This is a genomic window from Xanthomonas sp. LMG 8993 (genome assembly GCF_009835065.2).
Classification (GTDB): Bacteria; Pseudomonadota; Gammaproteobacteria; order Xanthomonadales; family Xanthomonadaceae; genus Xanthomonas; species Xanthomonas arboricola.
This window is the reverse complement of sequence record NZ_QVIF02000005.1, coordinates 196,712-217,380: the sequence shown is the minus strand read 5'-3', so window position 1 is coordinate 217,380 and position 20,669 is coordinate 196,712. Positions and strand designations below refer to the sequence as shown.

The 20,669-nt window shown below is 65.7% G+C and carries 19 protein-coding genes; 5 read left to right on the top strand and 14 right to left on the bottom strand.

Translation table 11 applies throughout. From position 1 onward, the window contains the following. Positions 1 to 11 precede the first annotated feature (11 nt). The 3 genes from DYQ94_RS12055 to DYQ94_RS12045 are packed head-to-tail and all read right to left on the bottom strand — an operon-like array spanning position 12 to position 2,971. The gene (locus tag DYQ94_RS12055) at positions 12 to 1,088 is read right to left on the bottom strand and encodes a class III poly(R)-hydroxyalkanoic acid synthase subunit PhaC (RefSeq protein WP_160954524.1); all 1,077 of its coding nucleotides are present in this window, start codon (positions 1,086 to 1,088) and stop codon (positions 12 to 14) included. Then, complete coding sequence (gene phaE / locus DYQ94_RS12050; RefSeq protein ID WP_160954587.1) at positions 1,085 to 2,254, bottom strand: class III poly(R)-hydroxyalkanoic acid synthase subunit PhaE; 1,170 nt, start codon at positions 2,252 to 2,254, stop codon at positions 1,085 to 1,087. Before phaE ends, DYQ94_RS12055 begins: the two co-directional genes overlap by 4 nt. A 54-nt stretch (positions 2,255 to 2,308) precedes the next feature. Further along, the gene (locus DYQ94_RS12045; protein WP_180497015.1) at positions 2,309 to 2,971 is read right to left on the bottom strand and encodes a CDP-alcohol phosphatidyltransferase family protein; all 663 of its coding nucleotides are present in this window, start codon (positions 2,969 to 2,971) and stop codon (positions 2,309 to 2,311) included. Positions 2,972 to 3,053: 82 nt separating this feature from the next. Between DYQ94_RS12045 and DYQ94_RS12040 the strand changes: the two genes are divergently transcribed. Then, positions 3,054 to 3,815, top strand: coding sequence for a 3-hydroxybutyrate dehydrogenase (locus DYQ94_RS12040; RefSeq protein WP_126966112.1), 762 nt, complete (start codon positions 3,054 to 3,056; stop codon positions 3,813 to 3,815). A 321-nt stretch (positions 3,816 to 4,136) separates the two neighbouring features. Here DYQ94_RS12040 and DYQ94_RS12035 read toward each other — a convergent pair whose 3' ends face one another. The 3 genes from DYQ94_RS12035 to ppsR all read right to left on the bottom strand — a co-directional run bounded on the left by DYQ94_RS12035 (position 4,137) and on the right by ppsR (position 6,218). After that, a complete protein-coding gene (locus DYQ94_RS12035) occupies positions 4,137 to 4,625 on the bottom strand; it encodes an NUDIX hydrolase (protein ID WP_024939182.1) in 489 nt (162 codons plus the stop codon). A gap of 64 nt (positions 4,626 to 4,689) precedes the next feature. Further along, positions 4,690 to 5,199, bottom strand: coding sequence for a DUF1249 domain-containing protein (locus DYQ94_RS12030; protein WP_016904415.1), 510 nt, complete (start codon positions 5,197 to 5,199; stop codon positions 4,690 to 4,692). 197 nt (positions 5,200 to 5,396) lie between these two features. Next, positions 5,397 to 6,218: a posphoenolpyruvate synthetase regulatory kinase/phosphorylase PpsR gene (ppsR, locus tag DYQ94_RS12025; RefSeq protein WP_024939184.1), complete on the bottom strand. Its 822-nt coding sequence runs from the start codon at positions 6,216 to 6,218 to the stop codon at positions 5,397 to 5,399. Positions 6,219 to 6,360: 142 nt separating this feature from the next. Here ppsR and ppsA point away from each other — a divergent pair, with 142 nt between their 5' ends. Then, positions 6,361 to 8,739 (top strand): phosphoenolpyruvate synthase, encoded by a 2,379-nt coding sequence (ppsA, locus tag DYQ94_RS12020; RefSeq protein WP_102581613.1) that lies wholly within the window; start codon positions 6,361 to 6,363, stop codon positions 8,737 to 8,739. Then, positions 8,739 to 9,704, top strand: coding sequence for a mechanosensitive ion channel family protein (locus tag DYQ94_RS12015; protein ID WP_126966110.1), 966 nt, complete (start codon positions 8,739 to 8,741; stop codon positions 9,702 to 9,704). The genes ppsA and DYQ94_RS12015 overlap by 1 nt, the downstream gene beginning before the upstream one ends. A 196-nt stretch (positions 9,705 to 9,900) precedes the next feature. Here the strand turns inward: DYQ94_RS12015 and orn are convergent, their stop codons facing one another. The 3 genes from orn to mntR form a co-directional block, all read right to left on the bottom strand. Beyond that, a complete protein-coding gene (orn, locus tag DYQ94_RS12010) occupies positions 9,901 to 10,485 on the bottom strand; it encodes an oligoribonuclease (protein WP_024939185.1) in 585 nt (194 codons plus the stop codon). Positions 10,486 to 10,555: 70 nt separating this feature from the next. Continuing rightward, positions 10,556 to 11,059, bottom strand: coding sequence for a tRNA adenosine(34) deaminase TadA (gene tadA / locus DYQ94_RS12005; protein ID WP_425519419.1), 504 nt, complete (start codon positions 11,057 to 11,059; stop codon positions 10,556 to 10,558). An 8-nt stretch (positions 11,060 to 11,067) separates the two neighbouring features. Next, positions 11,068 to 11,535 (bottom strand): manganese-binding transcriptional regulator MntR, encoded by a 468-nt coding sequence (gene mntR, locus DYQ94_RS12000; protein ID WP_024939187.1) that lies wholly within the window; start codon positions 11,533 to 11,535, stop codon positions 11,068 to 11,070. A gap of 144 nt (positions 11,536 to 11,679) precedes the next feature. On the opposite strand from mntR, the gene DYQ94_RS11995 reads away from it, so the two are divergent. Both DYQ94_RS11995 and DYQ94_RS11990 read left to right on the top strand, forming a co-directional pair. Beyond that, positions 11,680 to 13,026, top strand: coding sequence for an Nramp family divalent metal transporter (locus DYQ94_RS11995; RefSeq protein WP_126966109.1), 1,347 nt, complete (start codon positions 11,680 to 11,682; stop codon positions 13,024 to 13,026). 523 nt (positions 13,027 to 13,549) lie between these two features. Continuing rightward, a complete protein-coding gene (locus DYQ94_RS11990) occupies positions 13,550 to 14,374 on the top strand; it encodes an alpha/beta fold hydrolase (RefSeq protein ID WP_024939189.1) in 825 nt (274 codons plus the stop codon). A gap of 662 nt (positions 14,375 to 15,036) precedes the next feature. On the opposite strand, the gene DYQ94_RS11985 is transcribed toward DYQ94_RS11990, so the two are convergent. The 5 genes from DYQ94_RS11985 to DYQ94_RS11965 all read right to left on the bottom strand — a co-directional run bounded on the left by DYQ94_RS11985 (position 15,037) and on the right by DYQ94_RS11965 (position 20,266). Then, entirely contained in the window at positions 15,037 to 16,665 is a 1,629-nt protein-coding gene (locus tag DYQ94_RS11985; protein WP_047128763.1) for an MFS transporter, read from the bottom strand. 85 nt (positions 16,666 to 16,750) lie between these two features. Continuing rightward, entirely contained in the window at positions 16,751 to 18,592 is a 1,842-nt protein-coding gene (locus DYQ94_RS11980; protein ID WP_184429100.1) for an amidohydrolase, read from the bottom strand. 113 nt (positions 18,593 to 18,705) lie between these two features. Next, positions 18,706 to 19,143 carry a DoxX family protein gene (locus DYQ94_RS11975; RefSeq protein ID WP_126966107.1) on the bottom strand — a complete coding sequence of 146 codons (438 nt, stop codon included), beginning with the start codon at positions 19,141 to 19,143 and terminating at the stop codon, positions 18,706 to 18,708. Then, on the bottom strand, positions 19,140 to 19,796 hold the full coding sequence (locus tag DYQ94_RS11970) for a hydrolase (protein ID WP_039521767.1): 657 nt from the start codon (positions 19,794 to 19,796) through the stop codon (positions 19,140 to 19,142). Before DYQ94_RS11970 ends, DYQ94_RS11975 begins: the two co-directional genes overlap by 4 nt. Continuing rightward, entirely contained in the window at positions 19,793 to 20,266 is a 474-nt protein-coding gene (locus DYQ94_RS11965; RefSeq protein WP_047128765.1) for a helix-turn-helix transcriptional regulator, read from the bottom strand. The genes DYQ94_RS11970 and DYQ94_RS11965 overlap by 4 nt, the downstream gene beginning before the upstream one ends. Positions 20,267 to 20,669 lie beyond the last annotated feature (403 nt).

Genomic DNA, 20,669 nt, shown 5'->3' with positions numbered 1-20,669 from the left:
CCCAAGCCGCGTCACGCGTTGTCGCCACGCTCCTGCAACCAGCGGTGGATCGCCACCGGCACCTCGCGCTGCGCACGTCCGGAGACGTAGATGCCGATATGCCCGCCGCGGAAACTCAGCTCGGTGTAATCGTCGCTGCCGACCAGGCCGCGCAATGCACGCGAGGCGTCGGGCGGCACCAGGTGATCGTGTTCGGCGTAGATGTTGAGCACCGGCATGTCCACCGCCTGCAGGTCGACCACCTCCCCGCCGATGCGCACCTGCCCGGTCACCAGCCCATTGCGCTGATAGAACTGGGTGACGAACTCGCGGAAGGCCTCGCCGGCCAGATCGGGCGAATCGAAGATCCACTTTTCCATGCGCAGGAAATCTTCCAGCGCCTGCTTGTCGTCGAGGATGTCGAGCAAGCCGACGTATTTCTGCAGGTTCAGCCGGAACGGCTTGAGCATCAGGTAACTGGCGTTCATCAGATCCGCCGGCACGTTGCCCATGGTGTCCACGAACAGATCCACATCGACCATGCGCGCCCAGTTGGAGAGCATGTTGTCGGGGGTGTGGAAATCCACCGGCGTGACCATGGTGATCAGATTGCGCACCTTCGGCCGCTGCAGCGCCGCATAGCACAGCGCAAACGTGCCGCCCTGGCAGATGCCGAGCACATCGACTGCCTCCAGCCCCGACTGCGCGCGCAGGTGATCTACCGCGCCATCGATATAGCGCAGCAGATAGTCCTCCAGGGTGAGGTAACGCTCGGAGCGGTCCGGGTAGCCCCAATCCAGCACGTAGACGTCCTGGCCGTGGCCCAGCAAGCCCTTGACCAGCGAGCGGTCGGCCTGCAGATCGACCATGTAGGGGCGGTTGACCAGCGCGTAGACGATCAGCAGCGGCGTCCTGGCCACCGGCGCCTGCTCGCCGACAAAGCGGTACAGCACCACCTTGCCGTCGCGCCAGATTTCCTCGCGCTCGGTCACGCCGTAATCCACGTCTTCCACGCCGGGCAGCAGCTTGAGCCCCTCGCGCAGCTTGCGCTGCATCGACAGGGTTTCCTGCATCAGGTCTTCGGCGCTGAATCCCAACGGGCCTTTCATGTCTGCGCTCCACGTGGCTTGCGTGCGGTCGACTTACCGGAAGCTGTGCCGGCCGATGGCCTGGCGGCGCTTTTGGCCGCCTTCGTGTTCTTGGCTGGGGCGGTTTTCGCTGGCGGTTTCTTGGCCGGGCTGGTCGCCGCTGCCGGCTTGGGCGCAGTGTCCGCCCTGGATGCCGGCGCGCCCCTGGCCGTGGCCGGCGCAACCGGGTCAGCTGCCGCTGCAGCGGGCTTGCCGGCCGGGCTGGCCGCAGTGCGCAGCATGCGCCGCACCGCACGTTCCAGCTCGGCGATGCGGCGATGCGCGGCGTCCATCTCCGAACGCGTCGGCATCCCGAAACGCTCGCTCAACTGTTCCACTTCTTCCTGCAACGCGGCGCGCAGGCGCATATGCGCATTGGCAAAGCCGCCGTACACCTCGCGAAACTGGTCGGACAAGGCGACGTCGGCATACGACTCTTCGGCGGCCTCGATCCACAGATCGAACAAGGCACGCGCACTGGTCAGCTGACTGCCGCTGCTTTCGTGCTCACCCAGCTTGGAGGCGAACCGGCCGAACGCCTGCTCGATGGCCGACTTGAGTTGTTCGCCGTAGGCCTGCGATTGCGCCTGGTACTCCTGCTGCGCACGGGCCAGCGTCTGCAGGCGTGCCTGGTGATTGCGGCTCACGCCGAATGCCGGCATGTCCAGCCAGGGCGCGTTTTCTTCCCGCCACTTCGCCAGCGCCTGCGCGGCGTCCTGCAGCCACGGGTCGAAGCCGCCGGGGCTGCCGCCACGCAGCGAGCCCAGCGTCCACTGCATCAGCTGCTCGCCCTGCCCCTGCACGGCGCGTCGCCAGGCTTCGGAGACCTCATTGGCCGAGGTGTCGCGCCCGGCAAACTGCGCGGCCACCTGCTGCATGGTGCCGAACCAGTCGCCGGCCTGATGACGGAAGCGGTCGATGGCCTCCTGCGCCTGCGGTGCGGCCTGGGTGGGCAGCAGTTGCGACCACCAGTCCATCGCCTTGCGCCAATCCTGCGGTGCGTCGCTGCCCGGCCCCGCCCCGAGAACGGCGCCGGGCTGCGCAGCGGCGCCGGACTGGCCGTGGCGCATGGCATCTCCCCAGGCGCTCCAGTACTGGCGCGCCTTGTCTTCGAAGTTGCCGTTGTCCGAACCGCTGGTTGCCATGATCCCTTCCCGTGACTGTCCACCAGCCATCCTACCGCGTGTGCCCGGCCGTACCGGTCAGGGTTTGGGGATGCGCAGCGTCTTGCTGATCATCAACGAGCCGGACACCGCAAACAGCAGCACCAGCGGGTGGAATTGCCACGGCCCGAGCTGCCACTGGCCCCACCACAAGGTCTGGCCGATATGGCCGCTGCTGGCAGCCACCGCCAGCAGGATCACCAGCAGCAGGCTGGTGGGGATCGGGGTGCCTTCGAAGTACGGCACCTTGTCGGCCTCGCCGGCGATCTCTTCGGCAGTCACGTTGTAGCGAGCCAGCCGGCTCACGCCGCAGCAGACGAAATAGCTCAGCACCAACCAATCCCAGCCGCCGCGCATGCCGCAGGCATAGCCCAGCGCCGCCGGCGCCACCCCGAACGAGATCACGTCGGCCAGTGAGTCCAGCTCGCGGCCCAGGGTCGAGGACGCCTTGCGCCAGCGCGCCACATGCCCGTCCAGCGCATCGAACACGAACGCCAGCGGGATCAGCGCCATGCCCAGCAGCAGGTCGCCGCGATGGCCTTCCTGCAGGAAGCGCATCGACGCAAATACCGCGCCGGTGCCGCAGAAGGCGTTGGCCAGGGTGAACCAGTCCGCGAGTTGGAAATCGCGCAGCATCGAGAAATGGCGTTTCATGCGGAACCTGAGAAGAGCAAGGCGCAAAGGGTAACGCGCGCACGCCATGCAGGCGACCGTTTCGCGCTATCGGCTAGGCTGGCGATCAGCGTGGCCGCTCCGGCCGGGCACGATCGACGACGAGGACAGCATGAAGCGCAGCATCCTGATCACCGGCGCAGGCAGCGGCATCGGCGCCGGCATCGCCACCGAGCTGGCCGCCGGCGGCCACCATCTGATCGTCAGCGATATGGACCTGGCGGCAGCCGAACGCACCGCGCAGCGCCTGCGCGACGCCGGCGGCTCGACCGAAGCACTGGCGCTGGACGTGACCGATGACCACGGCATCGCGCAGGCCTTGGCGCGCGTGACGCGCGCGCCGCAGGTGCTGGTCAACAATGCCGGCCTGCAGCAGGTTGCCGCGCTGGAAGACTTTCCGATGCAGCGCTGGGCCTTGCTGGTGGATGTGATGCTGACCGGCGCCGCACGGCTCAGCCGCGCGCTCCTGCCCGGCATGCGTGCGGCCGGCTACGGGCGCATCGTCAACATCGGCAGCATCCACTCGCTGGTCGCCAGCCCCTACAAGAGCGCGTATGTCGCCGCCAAGCACGGCCTGGTCGGCCTGGCCAAGGTCATCGCCCTGGAAACCGCCGACTGCGACATCACCGTCAACACGCTGTGCCCGAGCTATGTGCGCACCCCGCTGGTGGAGCGCCAGATCGCCGACCAGGCGCGCACGCGCGGCATCGCCGAAGACGCAGTGATTCGCGATGTGATGCTCAAGCCGATGCCCAAGGGCGCCTTCATCGACTACGACGAACTCGCCGGCACGGTCGCGTTCCTGATGTCGCATGCCGCGCGCAACATCACCGGGCAGGCGATCGCCATCGACGGCGGCTGGACCGCGCAGTGAGCACGGCTGGCGAAATTTTCACCAGCTTCCGTGGCCGCCTTACGCCGCAAGGCGCGCGCGCAGTTGTCCACAGACTTGCGCAGGATTCATCCACAACCGGTGTGGAGAAGTGCGTGGAGGCGGAATGCAGGCTGCAGGTCGCCACAGCGTGCAGCGCCGGCTTGCGGTTGCGCTCGCCAGGTCGATCGCATGCGCATTGGCGCCAGCAGATCGAAGTCCATTAAGGACGGCGGAGGCTTAACTTCGGCACTGCGTTGACCGCGCCAGCCAGCAGTAACAGCCGCGCTCGCCTGGGCGGCGGCGCACTCCCTCAATCCCCGCTCAGATGCGCGAATACGTCCACGACTGCATGCGCCCGTCGCGATACGGCATCACGCCATGAAACGGACGCGGGTCGCCATCGAAGACCAGTGGCAGGAAATTGCGGTCGCCTTCCCACATCGGTACCTGGTCCATGCGGTCGATCGCCACCCATTCCAGCGTGCCTTCCGGGTTGGAAGCCTGCGGCTCGCCTTGGAAGCTGCGGATCAGGAACACGAAGCCCAGCCAGTCCTCGCCCTGCTTGCCGAAGCCCGGCCAGCTGATGGTGCCGCGCAGCTGCATGTCGCCGCACTCCACGCCGGCCTCTTCGCGGATCTCGCGGCGCATGCCGGCCAGTACGTCCTCGTCCGGCTCCACCTTGCCACCGAGCCCGTTGTATTTGCCCAGGTGCTGATCGCCGGGGCGGGCATTGCGATGGATCATCAACACCTGTGTGCCGTCGGGCGACAACAGGTAGCCGAGCGTGGCGACGATGGGGGTATAGGGCATGGCGGGCGAGCTGGAATCGAGCGCATCAGTATGACCGATGCTGTGCAAGCGGCGTGGCGCAGCCTCAGCCGACCGCAGCCTGCGAGCCCGGGCGCGGTGGCGCAACGTAGTCGGTATCCAGACGCAAGGTAGCCACGCCATGGCCGCGCTCGGCCAGATAGTCCAGCCACTTGCCCAGGAACGTATTCATCCGCATGCGGTGGCTGATCAGCTCGGCCGGCGGCGGGAACATGCCCATCACGTCCTGCCAGCGACGGCCGACGTAGCAATGGGTGGTCTCGGCCTGGCGCGCATCGCGGTACAGGCGCACGTAGGCCGACGGGTCAGGCTCGCCGGTGACGGGATCGCACAGGTCGTAGGTCAGCCGCAGCTCGACCGTGTAGCGGTGGCACTCGATCACGTCCAGACGCAGGTCCAGGCCATCGCCGATCGACGAGACATAGGAGCCGGGAGCGAGATCGGCCGGTGCGAACAGCCGGGTCAGATGCTGGAAGTTTTCTGCGTACAAGCCCATCAGCCAGCCGAACCGGCTCAACTTGGGGATGCGTTCGAGTTTACTCAGTGCTTGCGCCATGAACCGATCCTACACGCTGCGCTGCCGCACGGGCAGCATTGACGACCGGCCACCGGCAGGCCTACCTTGGCGGAGCCCTGCCCCGCCCGCTTGATTTGCTTGACGCTCGCCGACCGGCCGCGACACGTCACGGCAGCCTTAGATAGTGAATACGCTACGCGCGGCCCAATCCCCAATCCCGCCAACCAGCTCCTGCCTCAAAACATCTCGCGCTGCAGCCCCAGCGTGGACAACACCTTGCTGGAAATTTCCTCGATCGAGGTATTGGTGGTGCTCAAGGTCGGAATGCGCTCCATCTGGAACATGCGCTCGGCGGTGGCCACCTCACGCCGGCAGGTCTCTGCCGCGCTGTAGCGTGAATTGGCGCGCCGCTCCTGGCGGATCTGCTGCAACCGCTCCGGGTCGATGGTCAGGCCGAACAACTTGCTGCGGTAATTGCGCAGGCGTGGAGGCAGGCGCTCGTTTTCCAGATCTTCCTCGGTCAACGGGTAGTTGGCGGCACGGATGCCGTAATGCAATGCCAGGTAGATGCAGGTCGGCGTCTTGCCGGCGCGCGACACCGCCACCAGGATCACGTCGGCCTCGTCGTAATTGAGTGCGATACCGTCATCGTGGCTCAGCGCGAAGTTCATCGCGTTGATGCGGCGGTGATAGGTCTCGAAGTCCACCATGCCGTGCGCACGGCCCACGCGCGAATGCCGCGGCGCATTGAGTTCGCGTTCCAGCGGCTCGATGAAGGGCGCGAACACGTCCAGCATCAAAGCGCCGCTTTCGGCCAGGATCATGCTCAGCTGGGGATCGACGCAGGAATTGACCACCACCGGGCGCACCTGGTACCGCTCACCTGCCGCACGCACCCGCAGCGCCGCATCGCGCGCTTTTTCTGCATCATCAATGAACGACATGCGGTCGGTGACGAAGTTGAATCCACTGAACTGCGTGAGCAGGCTATGCCCAATCGTTTCAGCGGTGATACCGGTTCCATCGGAGACGTAGAACACCGGTCGAATTGTTGACATCAAGACCACCTCTTTGAACTGGTGTCCAAAACTTACGGGTTCATGCTTGTGCAGATTCCGCTGTGCACTGCATCATAGCGGCTTCTTCCTACGGACGCGGCCATCCAGCCCGCTCGGGCGATGGCCATACGGAGCATCGCGCTTGAACGAGAATATCCTGTGGTTGCATGAGCTACGCCTGGCCGATCTGGCCCGCGTAGGTGGTAAGAATTCCTCGCTCGGCGAGATGATCGGCAACCTGGCCGGGCTTGGCGTTTCGGTTCCCGGTGGATATGCGACCACTGCCGAGGCTTTCAAGGACTTCATCGCGCATAACGATCTGTCCAAGCGCATCTTCGACAAGTTGGCGACGCTGGATGTCGAAGACGTGGCTGCCCTCACCGTTGCCGGCAAGGAAATCCGCGGCTGGGTGATCGATGCTCCGCTGCAGCCGGAACTGGACCGCGATATCCGCACCGCGTACGCACAGCTGTGTGCGGAAAACGGCGGTGGCGAAGTGGCCGTGGCGGTGCGTTCGTCGGCCACTGCCGAAGATCTGCCCGATGCCTCGTTCGCCGGCCAGCAGGAGACCTTCCTCAACGTGACCGGTGCCGACGATGTCGTGCACAAGGTCAAGGAAGTGTTCGCCAGCCTCTACAACGATCGCGCAATCGCCTACCGCGTGCATCATGGCTTCAAGCACGAAGACGTGTTCCTGTCGGCCGGCGTGCAGTTGATGGTGCGCTCGGGCGTCGGTGCGGCCGGCGTGCTGTTCACGCTGGACACCGAATCGGGCTTCCGCGACGTGGTGTTCGTCACCTCCAGCTTCGGTCTGGGCGAGATGGTCGTGCAAGGCGCGGTCAACCCGGACGAGTTCTACGTCTACAAGCCCACGCTGACCGCAGGCAAGCCGGCGATCCTGCGCCGCTCGCTCGGCAGCAAGGCGATCCGCATGGTCTACTCGGATGTGCCCGGCGAACGCGTGCGCACCGAAGACACGCCGGTGGAACTGCGCAGCACCTTCTCGATCAGCGATGAAGACGTGCAGGAGCTTTCCAAGCAGGCGCTGGTGATCGAAAAGCATTACGGCCGCCCGATGGACATCGAGTGGGCCAAGGACGGTGTCAGCGGCAAGCTGTTCATCGTGCAGGCGCGTCCGGAAACCGTGAAGTCGCGCAGCCACGCCACCCAGATCGAGCGTTTCTCGCTGGAAGCCAAGGACGCCAAGATCCTGGTCGAAGGCCGTGCGGTGGGCGCCAAGATCGGCAGCGGCGTGGCACGCGTGGTGCGCTCGCTGGACGACATGAATCGCGTGCAGGCCGGCGACGTCTTGATCGCCGACATGACCGATCCTGATTGGGAGCCGGTGATGAAGCGTGCATCGGCCATCGTCACCAATCGCGGCGGCCGCACCTGCCATGCGGCGATCATCGCGCGCGAACTCGGCGTGCCGGCCGTGGTCGGCTCGGGCAACGCCACCGATGTGATCAGCGACGGTCAGGAAGTGACGGTGAGCTGCGCCGAAGGCGACACCGGTTTCATCTACGACGGCCTGCTGCCGTTCGAGCGCACCACCACCGATCTGGGCAACATGCCGCCTGCCCCGCTCAAGATCATGATGAACGTGGCCAACCCGGAGCGCGCGTTCGACTTCGGCCAGTTGCCCAACGCCGGCATCGGCCTGGCGCGTCTGGAAATGATCATTGCCGCGCACATCGGCATCCATCCCAACGCGCTGCTGGAATACGACAAGCAGGACGCTGACGTCCGCAAGAAGATCGACGCCAAGACCGCCGGTTACGGCGACCCGGTGAGCTTCTACGTCAATCGCCTGGCCGAGGGCATCGCAACGCTGACCGCCTCGGTGGCACCGAACACGGTGATCGTGCGCCTGTCGGACTTCAAGTCCAACGAGTACGCCAACCTGATCGGCGGCTCGCGTTACGAACCGCATGAAGAGAACCCGATGATCGGCTTCCGTGGCGCCAGCCGCTACGTCGATCCGTCCTTCACCAAGGCCTTCGCGCTGGAGTGCAAGGCGGTGCTGAAGGTGCGCAACGAGATGGGCCTGGACAACCTCTGGGTGATGATCCCGTTCGTGCGCACGCTGGAAGAGGGCCGCAAGGTGATCGAGGTGCTGGAGCAGAACGGGCTCAAGCAGGGCGAGAACGGCCTGAAGATCATCATGATGTGCGAGCTGCCGTCCAATGCGCTGCTGGCCGACGAGTTCCTGGACATCTTCGACGGTTTCTCGATCGGCTCCAACGACCTGACCCAGCTGACCCTGGGCCTGGACCGCGACTCGTCGATCGTGGCGCATCTGTTCGACGAGCGGAACCCGGCGGTCAAGAAGCTGCTGTCGATGGCGATCAAGTCGGCGCGCGCCAAGGGCAAGTATGTGGGCATCTGCGGCCAGGGGCCGTCGGATCATCCGGAGCTGGCCGAGTGGTTGATGCAGGAAGGGATCGAGTCGGTATCGCTGAATCCTGACACCGTGGTCGACACCTGGCTGCGTCTGGCCAAGTTGAAGAGCGAGAGCTGATGGGCATGTTGGGTGCGGTGTTGGCGGCGGCTGCGGGAGCAGTCGCCGCAAGGCCGGTGGCGGCCAGGACGGTGGAGCCGGCGTTCAACTGGGCCAATATCCCGTGGGCGCAATACGCGCTCAACTGGGGGCTGGCCCTGCTGATCGTGGTGGTCGGCATGTGGCTGGCCAAGCAGCTCAGCCAGTGGCTGCACCGTGCGCTGACCCGCGCGCGCGTCGAGATCACGCTGACCAACTTCCTGCGCAACGTGCTGTACGCGTTGCTGCTGGTGCTGGTCTTCGTCAGCGCGCTGAGCAAGATCGGCGTGCCGCCGACCTCGCTGATCGCGGTGCTGGGTGCGGCCGGCCTGGCGGTTGGTCTGGCGTTGAAGGACTCGCTGTCCAATATCGCTGCAGGCGTGATGCTGATCGTGCTGCGGCCGATGCGCGATGGCGACCATGTGGTGATTGCCGGCCAGGAAGGCATCGTCGACGAGATCCGGATCTTCCAGACCCGGATCCGCTCGTTCGACGAGCGCATGATCACCCTGCCCAACAGCACCATCACCACCTCGCCGATCGTCAACTACAGCACCCTGCCCAACCGGCGCCTGGAAGTGACCGTGGGCGTGGGCTACGGCGACGATCTGAAGAAAGCCCAGCAGCTGTTGCTGCAGATCGCCAAGGACAATCCGAACCTCCTGGAGTCGCCGGCACCGTTCGTGCAGGTCACCAATCTGGGCGAAAGCACGGTGGATCTGATGTTGTTCGCGTATGCGACCAACGGCAATTTCGGCGCGGCCAAGAGCACCACGCTGGAACAGATCCGCAACCAGTTGCTGGAAAACGGGCTCAACATCCCGTATCCGCAGCGCGACCTGCACGTGTATCACCACGATGCCGACGGCAAGCCGATCTCCGACCTGCTGCTAAAAGGCATCGCCGACGACGGCGACCTGAGCAAGGGTCCGCCGCTGGCGCGCTGATGCATTGAATCGCTTGATGGAAAAGCAAAAGGCCGCATCGAACGATGCGGCCTTTTTATTGGATGCGTTGCAACTATGTGGCTTTTTGCCTGCCTGACCGGCAGCAAACGTTACCGGACATACACCTGCGCGTGATCCGCAACTGGGCGCCGTCAATCAACACGCCAACAGCGCGCAACGCCGCCGTCGCCAGCGCTCAGGCCGGCACGTCGGCCTGGGAATCGCCGCCCAGCGCGCCCATGAACTGGCGGTAGTGGCGCAGCTCGTCGATCGAATCGCGCACATCGCTCAACGCGGTGTGGGCCGAGCTCTTGGCAAAGCCATTGGCCACCGTCGGCGCCCAACGCCGTGCCAGCTCCTTGATGGTGGACACGTCCAGGTTGCGGTAGTGGAAGTAGCGCTCCAGGCGCGACATCTGGCGGTGCAGGAAGCGCCGGTCCTGGCAGATCGAATTGCCGCACATCGGCGAGGCGCCGGCGCGGATCCATTCACTCAGGAAGGCCACCGTCTGCGCCTCGGCCTGGGCATGGGTGACCTGGCTGTCGAGCACGCGCTGCCACAGCCCCGAACGGCGGTGCTGATTGCGGTTCCACTCGTCCATGGCTTCCAGCGTCGCCAGCGGGTGGGCGATGGCCAGCTCCGGCCCTTCGGCAAGCACGTTCAACTGCGCATCGGTCACGATGGTGGCGATCTCGATGATGGAATCGCGATCGGTATCCAGGCCGGTCATTTCCAGATCGATCCAGATCAGTCGGTCGTTGCCTGCAAGGGTGTCTGCCATATCGCCGTCCTGTGGAGGGCCGTCGCCGGCCGGATGCTGAAGGGCGCGCATCATACCGCGGCCGCGCCGCTCAGGGCGCGAGGGGCGGCTTGCCGCGCTTGGCCCTGAAGTAATTGGTCAGGCGCAGGCCGGCCTCGGCGGCCAGCACGCCACCGCTGACCTGCACGCGGTGGTTATGGCGCGGGTCGGCGGGCAGATCGAACACGCTGCCGCAGGCGCCGGTCTTGGGGTCGCTGGCGGCGAATACCACCCGCGCGATGCGCGCGTGGATCATCGCCATCGCGCACATCGCGCACGGCTCCAGCGTGACATACAGCGTGCAGCCGATCAGCCGGTGGTTGGCCAGGCGGCGGCCGCCTTCGCGCAGGGCCATGATCTCGGCATGCGCGCTGGGATCGTGGCTGGCGATATTGAAGTTCCAGCCCTCGCCCAGCACGGTGCCCCCGGCATCGATCAGCAGCGCGCCGACCGGGATCTCGTCAAAGTCGCGTTCGGCACGCTCGGCCAGTTGCAGGGCGCGTTGCATCCACTGCTGGTCGATCAGCGTCTGCGCCGCGTCTACCGACGTTTCCACCGGCATGCTCACGCGGCGCTGCCGCCCTGGCGATCCAGGAAGGCGGCGAACGCGGCCACGGTGGCTTCGCTGACATGGTGCTCGATGCCTTCGGCGTCACGGCGCGCGGTGGCCTCGTCGATGCCCAGGGCGAGCAGGAAACGTTCGACGATCTGATGGCGCTGCCGGCTGGACGCGGCCAGCGCCTCGCCGGCCGGGGTCAGGAACACACCGCGATACGGGCGCTGCACCACCCAGCCGTCGCGCACCAGCCGCTTGAGCATCTTGGCCACGGTCGGCTGCGCCACGCCCAGGCGCGCGGCAATATCGACCTGACGCGCTTCGCCACCGTCGACCAGCAGATCGGAGATCAGCTCTACATAGTCCTCGACCAGCTCGGCGCGGCGCGCTTCGCGCACCTGACGGAAGCTTTCCATATGCACCTGCGCGTCGATCAGCGCCGGCGCGGCTGCTTCCAGCTTTTCGCTCTTGCCCACCCTCATCCCCGTCATCACGTCCGGCGCCAGTGCCGGGACGCGTAGTTTGAAGCACGCAGCCGATCATTACGATTTAAATTGCCAATGCTCAATAGCATAGCCCTTGCTATATCATCGGGGTGACTCCCAGCCTGCCTGCTCCGCATGTCCGTCGATCTCCGTCCTCAACCAGCCTCGCCCCTCCCCCTGCCTGCCGCGGCCAATGGCGGGTTGGGCGATCACCACGCCAGTGTCGCCGTACCCAAGGGCGGCCACTGGTGGTTCCGGCTGCTGGCATTCCTGGGCCCGGGCTATATGGTGTCGGTCGGGTACATGGACCCGGGCAACTGGGCCACCGACCTGGCCGGCGGCTCGCAGTTCGGCTATCTGCTGCTGTCGGTGATCCTGCTGTCCAACCTGATGGCGATCGTGCTGCAGAGCCTGTCGGCACGGCTGGGCATCGCGACCGGACTGGACCTGGCGCAGGCCTGCCGGGCGCGCTACCCGCGCGGAGTGAACCTGGCGCTGTGGGGCATCTGCGAACTGGCGATCATCGCCTGCGATCTGGCCGAGGTGATCGGCACCGCCATTGCGTTGAAGCTGTTGTTCGGCATTCCGCTGACCGTGGGCGCCATCATCACCGCGGTGGATGTGGTGCTGGTGCTGTTGCTGATGAACCGCGGTTTCCGCGCGCTGGAAGCGTTCGTGATCGCGCTGCTGTTGATCATCTTCGTCTGCTTCGGCATCCAGATCGCGCTGGCGGCACCGCCGATCGCCGCCGTGCTGGGCGGATTCATTCCGCATGCGCAGGTGGTCACCGACCCGCGCGCGCTGTATCTGGCGATCGGCATCATCGGTGCGACGGTGATGCCGCACAACCTGTACCTGCATTCGTCGATCGTGCAGACACGTGCGTATCCGCGCACCGATGCGGGCCGCAAGTCGGCGCTGCGCTGGGCGGTGACCGACAGCACCGTGGCGTTGATGTTCGCGCTGTTCATCAACGCCTCGATCCTGATCCTGGCGGCGGCGGTGTTCCATGCGCAGGGCCGCACCGATGTGCAGGAAATCGAACAGGCTCACGCCCTGCTCGCGCCGATGCTGGGCGTGGGTCTGGCCTCGACGCTGTTCGCAGTGGCGTTGCTGGCCTCCGGCGTCAATTCCACCGTCACCGCCACGCTGGCCGGGCAGATCGTGATGGAAGGCTTCCTGCAACTGCGCTTGCCGCCGTGGCTGCGCCGCCTGCTGACACGTGGCATCGCCATCGTGCCGGTGGTGATCGTGACCTGGTTGTATGGCGAGGCCGGTACCGCGCGGCTCCTGGTGCTCAGCCAGGTGGTGCTGTCGATGCAGCTGCCGTTTGCGGTGATCCCGCTGGTGCGCTTCGTATCGGATCGTGAGTTGATGGGCGCGCTGGTGGCACCGCCGTGGCTGGTGCGCATCGCCTGGGTCATTGCGGCGGTGATCGTCGGCTTGAACCTGAAGCTGCTGTGGGACACCGCGCTGCAGTGAGTGGCGAGCACAACCGGCGTGGTCGATGCGATGCGGCAGCTGCGTGCGCTGCAGAGCCAGGCAGCGATGCACGGAGGGGCGTTGATCGGCACTGCATTGCGTCGTGCGAGCTGGATGCCCGGATGATCCATCACGGCGCATCGACTGCAGCGAACGAGCTGATCCGCAACGCTGGGGATAACCGCTGTAGAGCGCACGCAGATGCAATCTGCGCTGCGACGCAGGCGGTCTACTGCTCGCATGCACCGGCACGCCCGTGGCCTGCGTCGCACCGCGTGGCGCGGGCCCATGCAAGCACGATGCGTATCGCATCGTGCCATCGCCGGGCTGCATGCCCCTCGCCCCAGGAGTGTTTATGGATCCGTTAGAGGCGCATCCGGCCGATGCCGGACGCCGCAGCTTTCTCATCACCGGCACGGTCGCCGTAGCAGCGTTGTCGCTGCCCGCGTTCGCCACTGCCGCACCTCCCGCACGCGCCCGCGCCACCACCCCACCCCACTCGTCCACTCACGGAGTCAACCCGATGTCCAATTTCGTCAAACGCCCCGACGGCGCCAATATCTTCTACAAGGATTGGGGCAAGGGCCAGCCGGTCGTCTTCGCACATGGTTGGCCGCTCAGCGGCGATGCCTGGGACCCGCAAATGCTGTTCATGGGCCAGCACGGCTACCGCGTGATCGCACACGATCGCCGCAGCCATGGCCGCTCGTCGCAGACCTGGGACGGTAACGACATGGACACCTATGCGGACGATCTGGCTGCAGTGATCGACGCGCTGGACCTGAAGGACGCGATCCTGGTCGGCCATTCCACCGGCGGTGGCGAAGTGGCGCATTACGTTGGCCGCCATGGCAGCAAGCGAGTGGCCAAGGTGGTACTGGTCGGCGCGGTGCCGCCGCAGATGGTCAAGAGCCCAACCAATCCGGGCGGCCTGCCGATGAGCGTGTTCGACGGCATCCGCGATGGCGTTGCCAAGGACCGTTCGCAGTTCTATCAGGACCTGACCACGCCGTTCTTCGGTGCCAACCGTGACGGCAACAAGGTCACCCAGGGCATGCGCGATGCGTTCTGGCTGCAGGGCATGCTGGGCGGTCACAAGGGTCAGTACGACTGCATCAAGGAATTCTCCGAGGTCGATTACACCGCCGACCTGAAGAAGATCGACGTGCCGGCGCTGGTGGTGCATGGCGACGACGACCAGATCGTGCCGATCGATGCATCGGGCAAGTTGTCGGCCAAGATCATCAGCAACGCCGAACTGAAGATCTACCCCGGCGCGCCGCACGGGTTGACCATTACCCATGCCGATCAGTTCAACAAGGATCTGCTGGCCTTCGCCAAGCGCTGATTCTTGCTTCACTGCGTAAGACAAAGGCCGGCTCGTGAGAGCCGGTCTTTTTTTGGTGCGCGTTGCTTTGCTGCGCGCAGATCCGTTGTGATCAGGCTGGCGGCCTCAGCGTCGATAGGCCTGTTGCCAGTGGCGCCCCAATGCGCCCCCTGCAGGCGAGCTTGCGGACCCAAGACGTGCGCGCAAAGATGCCGAAACAGCAAGCGGGATGGCGACGGTGCAACTTCGCAGCGTGGTCGCAACACCGCGCAACGGACCAGCTTCGGGCATGGACCGGCCAGCCACAGGTGAGCACAGCAACCAGTGCCCGCAAGAAACCGCCACGCAGCACGACCACCGGCAACGCGATGCTCAGCCATGGCGGTGCCAGCAATGGCAGGTCAGGCAGTCGCAGCCAATGTCGATCGGCAGCGCGAGCGATACGCCGACCGCTGAAGGACACGTGCGCTGCCCTGGCTGACCGTATGGCCGATCGGGCGCAGCCAGCAGGCGGGTTGCGCCCGCTCCGCTTGGCCAAAAGGCGCTCCGGCCCTGGGTCTGCGCAGGCCGGTTACCAGCGCCGGCAACCGGCCTCACGCACGGCAGGCGCAGCCGACCTGGCAGCAGAAAGCGACATCGATTTCAGCGCCGGGCCGATCGGGAGCGTCGTGCTGATGAAGTTCTCAGATATCGGCATGGGCGTGCGGCGGCACCGCCACACCCCCGCCACCGACGAAGTGGCGGACCACCGGCGCGCGCTCGCCTTGATGCAGGGCGCGGATCTGCTCCTGCAGCTGGCGGTCGTCGCCGGTGACGCGCTCGTGCTGACGCAGATGTTCCAGCCACGAAGCGACGATGAAGTATTCCAGTTGCACGCCGGGTGTTGCCGCGTCTTCGGCGATACCCCAGACCACCGCACCATCACGACGCCGCGCGTTGCCCAGTTGCGTCATCAGCTGCAGGAAAGTTACGCGCGCATCGGCAGCGATGCGGTATTCGACCGTCACCAGCACCGGGCCGCGATCGTGTTCGACCGCATCCGATTGCGCCGGCACAGGCCAATGTCCGCCAGGGGCGAGGTCCAGCTGTTCGGTGCCGGCAATGCGCGCGCGCTTGACCAGCAGCGCCGCGATCACCGCGCCAACGGCGGCAATCTGCAGGGCTGTCGCGATCGAGGTGCGTTGCGCCAACGCGCCCCAGACCAGCGAGCCGGCCGCCATACCCGCAGAAAACACCACGATGTACAGCGACAATGCGCGTGCGCGCACCCAGGCAGGCACCGCCGTTTGCGCGGCGATCTGCAAGGACGACAGCACGGTGATCCAGGCCAGGCCGTTGACCACCATCACCACGCACAGCACTCCGATCTGACGCGACAATGCCAGCCCCAGCAATGAGGCTGCGCACACGATGGTGGCCACGAACACCAGTAGGTCGCGGTCGTAGCGCGCACGCAGGCGTGGCAACAGCAGCGCGCCACTGATCGCACCGATGCCGATGCAGCCCAGCAACACGCCATAACTGCCGGCACCCAACTGCATGTCGCGACGGACCACCAACGGCAGCAATGCGGTCAACGCGCTGGCGAACAGGAAGAACCCGGCGGCCTTGATCAGCACCGCCTGCAAGCGCCCGGCGCGTGCGGCGTAGCGCAGACCGGCACGCAGGCCCGCGCCGAAGCTCTCCGGCGGCAATGCAGAGACATGCGCATCGCGACGCCAACACCACAACACCAGGAGCATCAGCCCGAAGGTCACGCCATTGAGCAAAAATGCCCACGGCGGCCCGAATTGCGCCACGATCAAACCGCCAACCGCTGGGCCGATCGAGCGGGCGATGTTCATGCCGATCGAATTGAGCGCTACCGCCGAGGCCAGCATCGGCCGCGGCACCAGCTCCGACACGATTGCCGCCTGCGCAGGCATCGCCATTGCCGCGCCCATGCCCATTGCAAAGGTCAGTGCCACCAGTACCCACGGGGTTAGCAACTGCAGATGCGATAGCAAGGCCAAGGCTGCGGCCACCAGCAACATCCAGCCCTGGGTAAGCATCAGGTAGCGGCGGCGGTCGACGATGTCCGCCAGCGTGCCGGCCACCAGTGCGAACAACACCACCGGCAAGGTGGTGGCCGACTGCACCGCCGCCACCATCAACGGCGAGCCCGTCCGTTCGGCCATCACCCAGGACGCGGCGACATCGTTGATCCAGGTGCCGATGTTGCTGCCTAAGATGGCCAGCCATAAGGCACGAAAGATCGGCTCGCGCAGCGGCGCCCAGGCACCGCTATCGGCGGGTGCGGCAGAAGAAGTCATCGCGGCAAGGCTCCAGTGGACGGGGTGAGACAAACAAGGTGACGGGCCTGGATGCGCCGGCAGGCGCATCGCTGTGGTGCCGATCTCAGAACGCGAAACACGCGCAACCCAATGCGCCCCAGAAGCCGCGCAGGTCATCGCTGGGCGCAGCATGCTGCGCTGCATGTCCATGCGGCCCGTGCGCGCGACAGCCATGGCCATGCGTGTGCGTGGTGCTGGCAAGCCCGCTGACCGCACCACCCACGTGATAGCCGCCGAACCGGTTGACCGGCGACCAGTCCGGCATCGCCGGCGGCAAGGTGGGCGCCAGTGCGGCGAAGTCGCCGTCGCCATGGACGACGCGCCCACCCAGCACGGTCAGCACGCTGGTGATGTCGGCAATGGCGGCATCGTCGACGCGGAAGTAATCGTCGGACAACACGATGAAATCGGCCAGTTGCCCCGCCGCCAGCGTGCCCTTGTGGCCCTCATCGCCGGAGAACCACGCGCTGCCCTGCGTCCACAGCCGCAACGCCTGCTCACGGTCGAGCAGGTTCTCTTCGCCGTACAACGCCAGACCGCCCACTGTGCGTCCGGTGACCAGCCACGACAGCGCCACCCACGGGTTGTAACTGGCCACGCGCGTCGCATCGGTACCGGCGCCCACCGGCACGCCGGCGGCCAACATGCGACGCACCGGTGGCGTGTGCCGCGCAGCCTGTACGCCGTAGCGCTCGACAAACGCTTCGCCCTGATACGCCATGCGGTGCTGCACGGCGATGCCGCCGTTCAAGGCGCGAATGCGGTCGATATTGCGTGGCGTGATGGTTTCGGCGTGATCGACGAACCAATGCAGGCCATCGAACGGAATGTCGGCATTGACCTTTTCGTACACATCGAGAATGCGTCCGATGCTTTCGTCGTAGGTGGCATGGATACGGAATGGCCAACGCTTTTCGACCAGCAACCTCACCACCTGCTCCAGCTCGGGCTCCAGTTCCGGCGGCAGCTCCGGGCGCGGCTCGCTGAACTGCTCGAAATCCGCCGCCGAAAACACCAGCATTTCGCCGGCGCCGTTGTGCCGCAGCAGATCGTCGCCCTTGCGCACCGGCAGCATCTCGGTCCAGCCGCGGAAGTCGTCGACTTCCTTGCCCTTGTTCTGGGTGAACAGGTTGTAGGCGATGCGCACGCTCAACTGGTCGGCCGCGTGCAACTGTTCGATGACTTGGTAGTCCTCCGGATAATTCTGGAAACCGCCGCCGGCATCGATCACCGAGGTGATCCCCAGCCGGTTGAGTTCGCGCATGAAATGGCGTGTGGAATTGGCCTGATACTCCAACGGCAGTCGCGGGCCCTTGGCCAGGCTGGTGTAGAGAATCAGGGCATTGGGCTTGGCCAGCAGCAAGCCTGTGGGATTACCCAGCTTGTCGCGCTCGATGCGCCCGCCGGGCGGATCGGCAGTGGCCTTGTCGTAGCCACAGGCGCGCAAGGCCGCGCGGTTCAGCAGGGCGCGGTCGTACAGATGCAGCAAAAATACCGGTGTATCCGGTGCGATGGCATTGATCTCGTCCAGGGTCGGCAAGCGTTTTTCGACGAACTGATGCGCGGTGAATCCGCCGACCACACGCACCCATTGCGGCGCTGGGGTGCGGTCGACCTGCGCCTTCAACATCGCCATCGCCTCGGCAAGCGAGCGCACGCTATCCCAGCGCAGCTCCAGGTTGTAGTTGAGCCCGCCGCGAATCAGATGGGTGTGGCTGTCATTGAGGCCGGGCAACAGGCGTCGGCCTTGCGCATCGATGCTGCGGGCGCCAGCTGCCAGCGCCATGATCTGCGCATCGTCGCCCACCGCCACGATGCGTCCATCGGTCACTGCAATGGCGGTGGCGCTGGGCTGACGTGGATCGAGGGTAGTGATGCGTGCGTTGCGAACGACCAGATCGACCATCGGAGACTTCCCTGAAGCAGACCAGGCGCCGGGCAAGGCGCCCAACGCAAGACCGGCGGCGGCGGCCTGCATCCACAGGCGCCGCCCGGCATGGTGATCATTCGGTACGCCGCTCATGCCGCACCACGCCTGCGCAGCCCATCCAGCGACCATGCGCCACCGCCAGCGGCAACCAGCCCCAGCAATACCAGCAGCCACATCAGCGGGTATTCCATCCCGCCGTGCATCCAGAACCAGCCCTTGGGCACGCCCACCACGACGGTGGTGGCGATGAACACCGCCGCCAGTGCAGCACTGACGCGCGTCCACAGACCCAGTAACACCGCCAGCCCAGAGAGCGTCTGCACCGAGGCCAGCAGCAACGGCAACGGTTGCGCAGACGGAAAGCCGAATTGCTGTAATTCAGCGGCAAATCCAGCCAGCCCCGGCCCACCAAACCATCCCAGCAACTTGCCCAGGCCATGCGGCAACAGGAAACCGCCGCCGGCAATGCGCAGCATCAGCAATGCCGCTGCAAGGCCGGCGTTGCCACGTGGTGCCGATGCGTTCAATGCCCGCCTTCCTGCGCGCCGAACATGGTTTTGGCGTACTGAATGCCGATGCCGTAGCCGCCCGCATGCGCACGCGCGATGCCGGTGGTGAGGTCGTAGGTGTCGCTGCGTGCCCAGTCGCGCTGCAGTTCCAGCAGGTACTGCACGCTGGTGATGGGCGCGGCGCCGGCCTGCACCATCCGCGTCACCGCGCGCTCGTGCGCTTCGTCGCTGACATCGCCGCAGGCATCGGTGATGACGTAGACCTCGAATCCCTGCTCGACCGCCGACAGCGTCGGGCCGACGATGCAGACGCTGGTCCACAGCCCGGCAATCACCAGACGCTGCTTGCCGATGGCGTTGACGCGATCGATCACACCCTGGTCTTCCCAGGCATTCATGCTGGTGCGATCAAGCACCGGTTCGCCGGCAAAGATCTCCGGCAGCTCGGGAAACAGCGGGCCGGAGAACGACTTCTCTGCAACGGTGGTCAAGATCACCGGCACCTTGAAGCCTTTGGCGCCCTTGGCAATCAGCGACACGTTGTTGCGCAGCGCCGAGATGTCGATGGTATGCGTGGCGAACGCCATCTGCGATTGATGGTCGATCAGGATCAGCGCGTGATCACCGGGCGACAACAGGGATTTACCGGGGACGGCGGTGGCGGTGGTCATGCGTGATGCTCCAGGGAGGATGAAAAAGAACCAGCGATGTGCCGATGCGCACGCGGCTGGGGGCGCGCGGCGCAGGGATCGTTCGCCACTTGCGCGGCAAAGCGCGCCGGCGTGCAGCCGGTGGCGTTGCGGAAGCTGCGGACGAAATGGCTTTGATCGAAGAAGCACAGATCGGTGGCGATCTGGCTGATGGTGTGGCCGCCCTCGCGCAGCATGGCCTGGGCGCGCTCGAGGCGACGACGACGCAGATACTCCATCGGGCTGGCGCCCAGCGCATCGCGAAACACGCGCGCAAAATGGAAGCGGCTCATGCAGGCGGCGCCAGCCAGTTGCGTCACGCCGATGGGCTCATACAGATGCGTGTCGATGTACTGCAGCGCTCTGGCCACGGCACGTGCGCGCGGGGCGTACAGTGCGTTGGTGTTGCCTGCATGCAGATCGGGGCGACCGGCGGCGGTCAGACGTGCCATGTGGCGTCTCCGGCGGGGAATGGCGCCATGGTGGGGCGAACCTGCCGATCGCCCCACCCCTGATGGTGAGGCCGATCGCTCACTCTTTCGGGTGAGCGACACGCGTGCTGCCACAAGCACGCATGGGATCGCATGGGTGCATCGCCATGGCATGCACCGCGCATGCACGCCGATGCAGCGGCGATACCGCGCCGTTGTTTCTGTCGCGCTTTGCAGTGTCCAAGCCGACACCCGCACCACACGCAAACCAAGCGGACGCCAGCGCACGAATGGCACGCTACAAGGCGGCGCTATTACTGCTGCAGCCAACCGATGGCATCCAGCTCGGCGCACACTGCATTGCAGCGACACGCACGCACCCCACGCAACATGCCGGTCCATGCGTAGCCGATTTCCTGCCCGA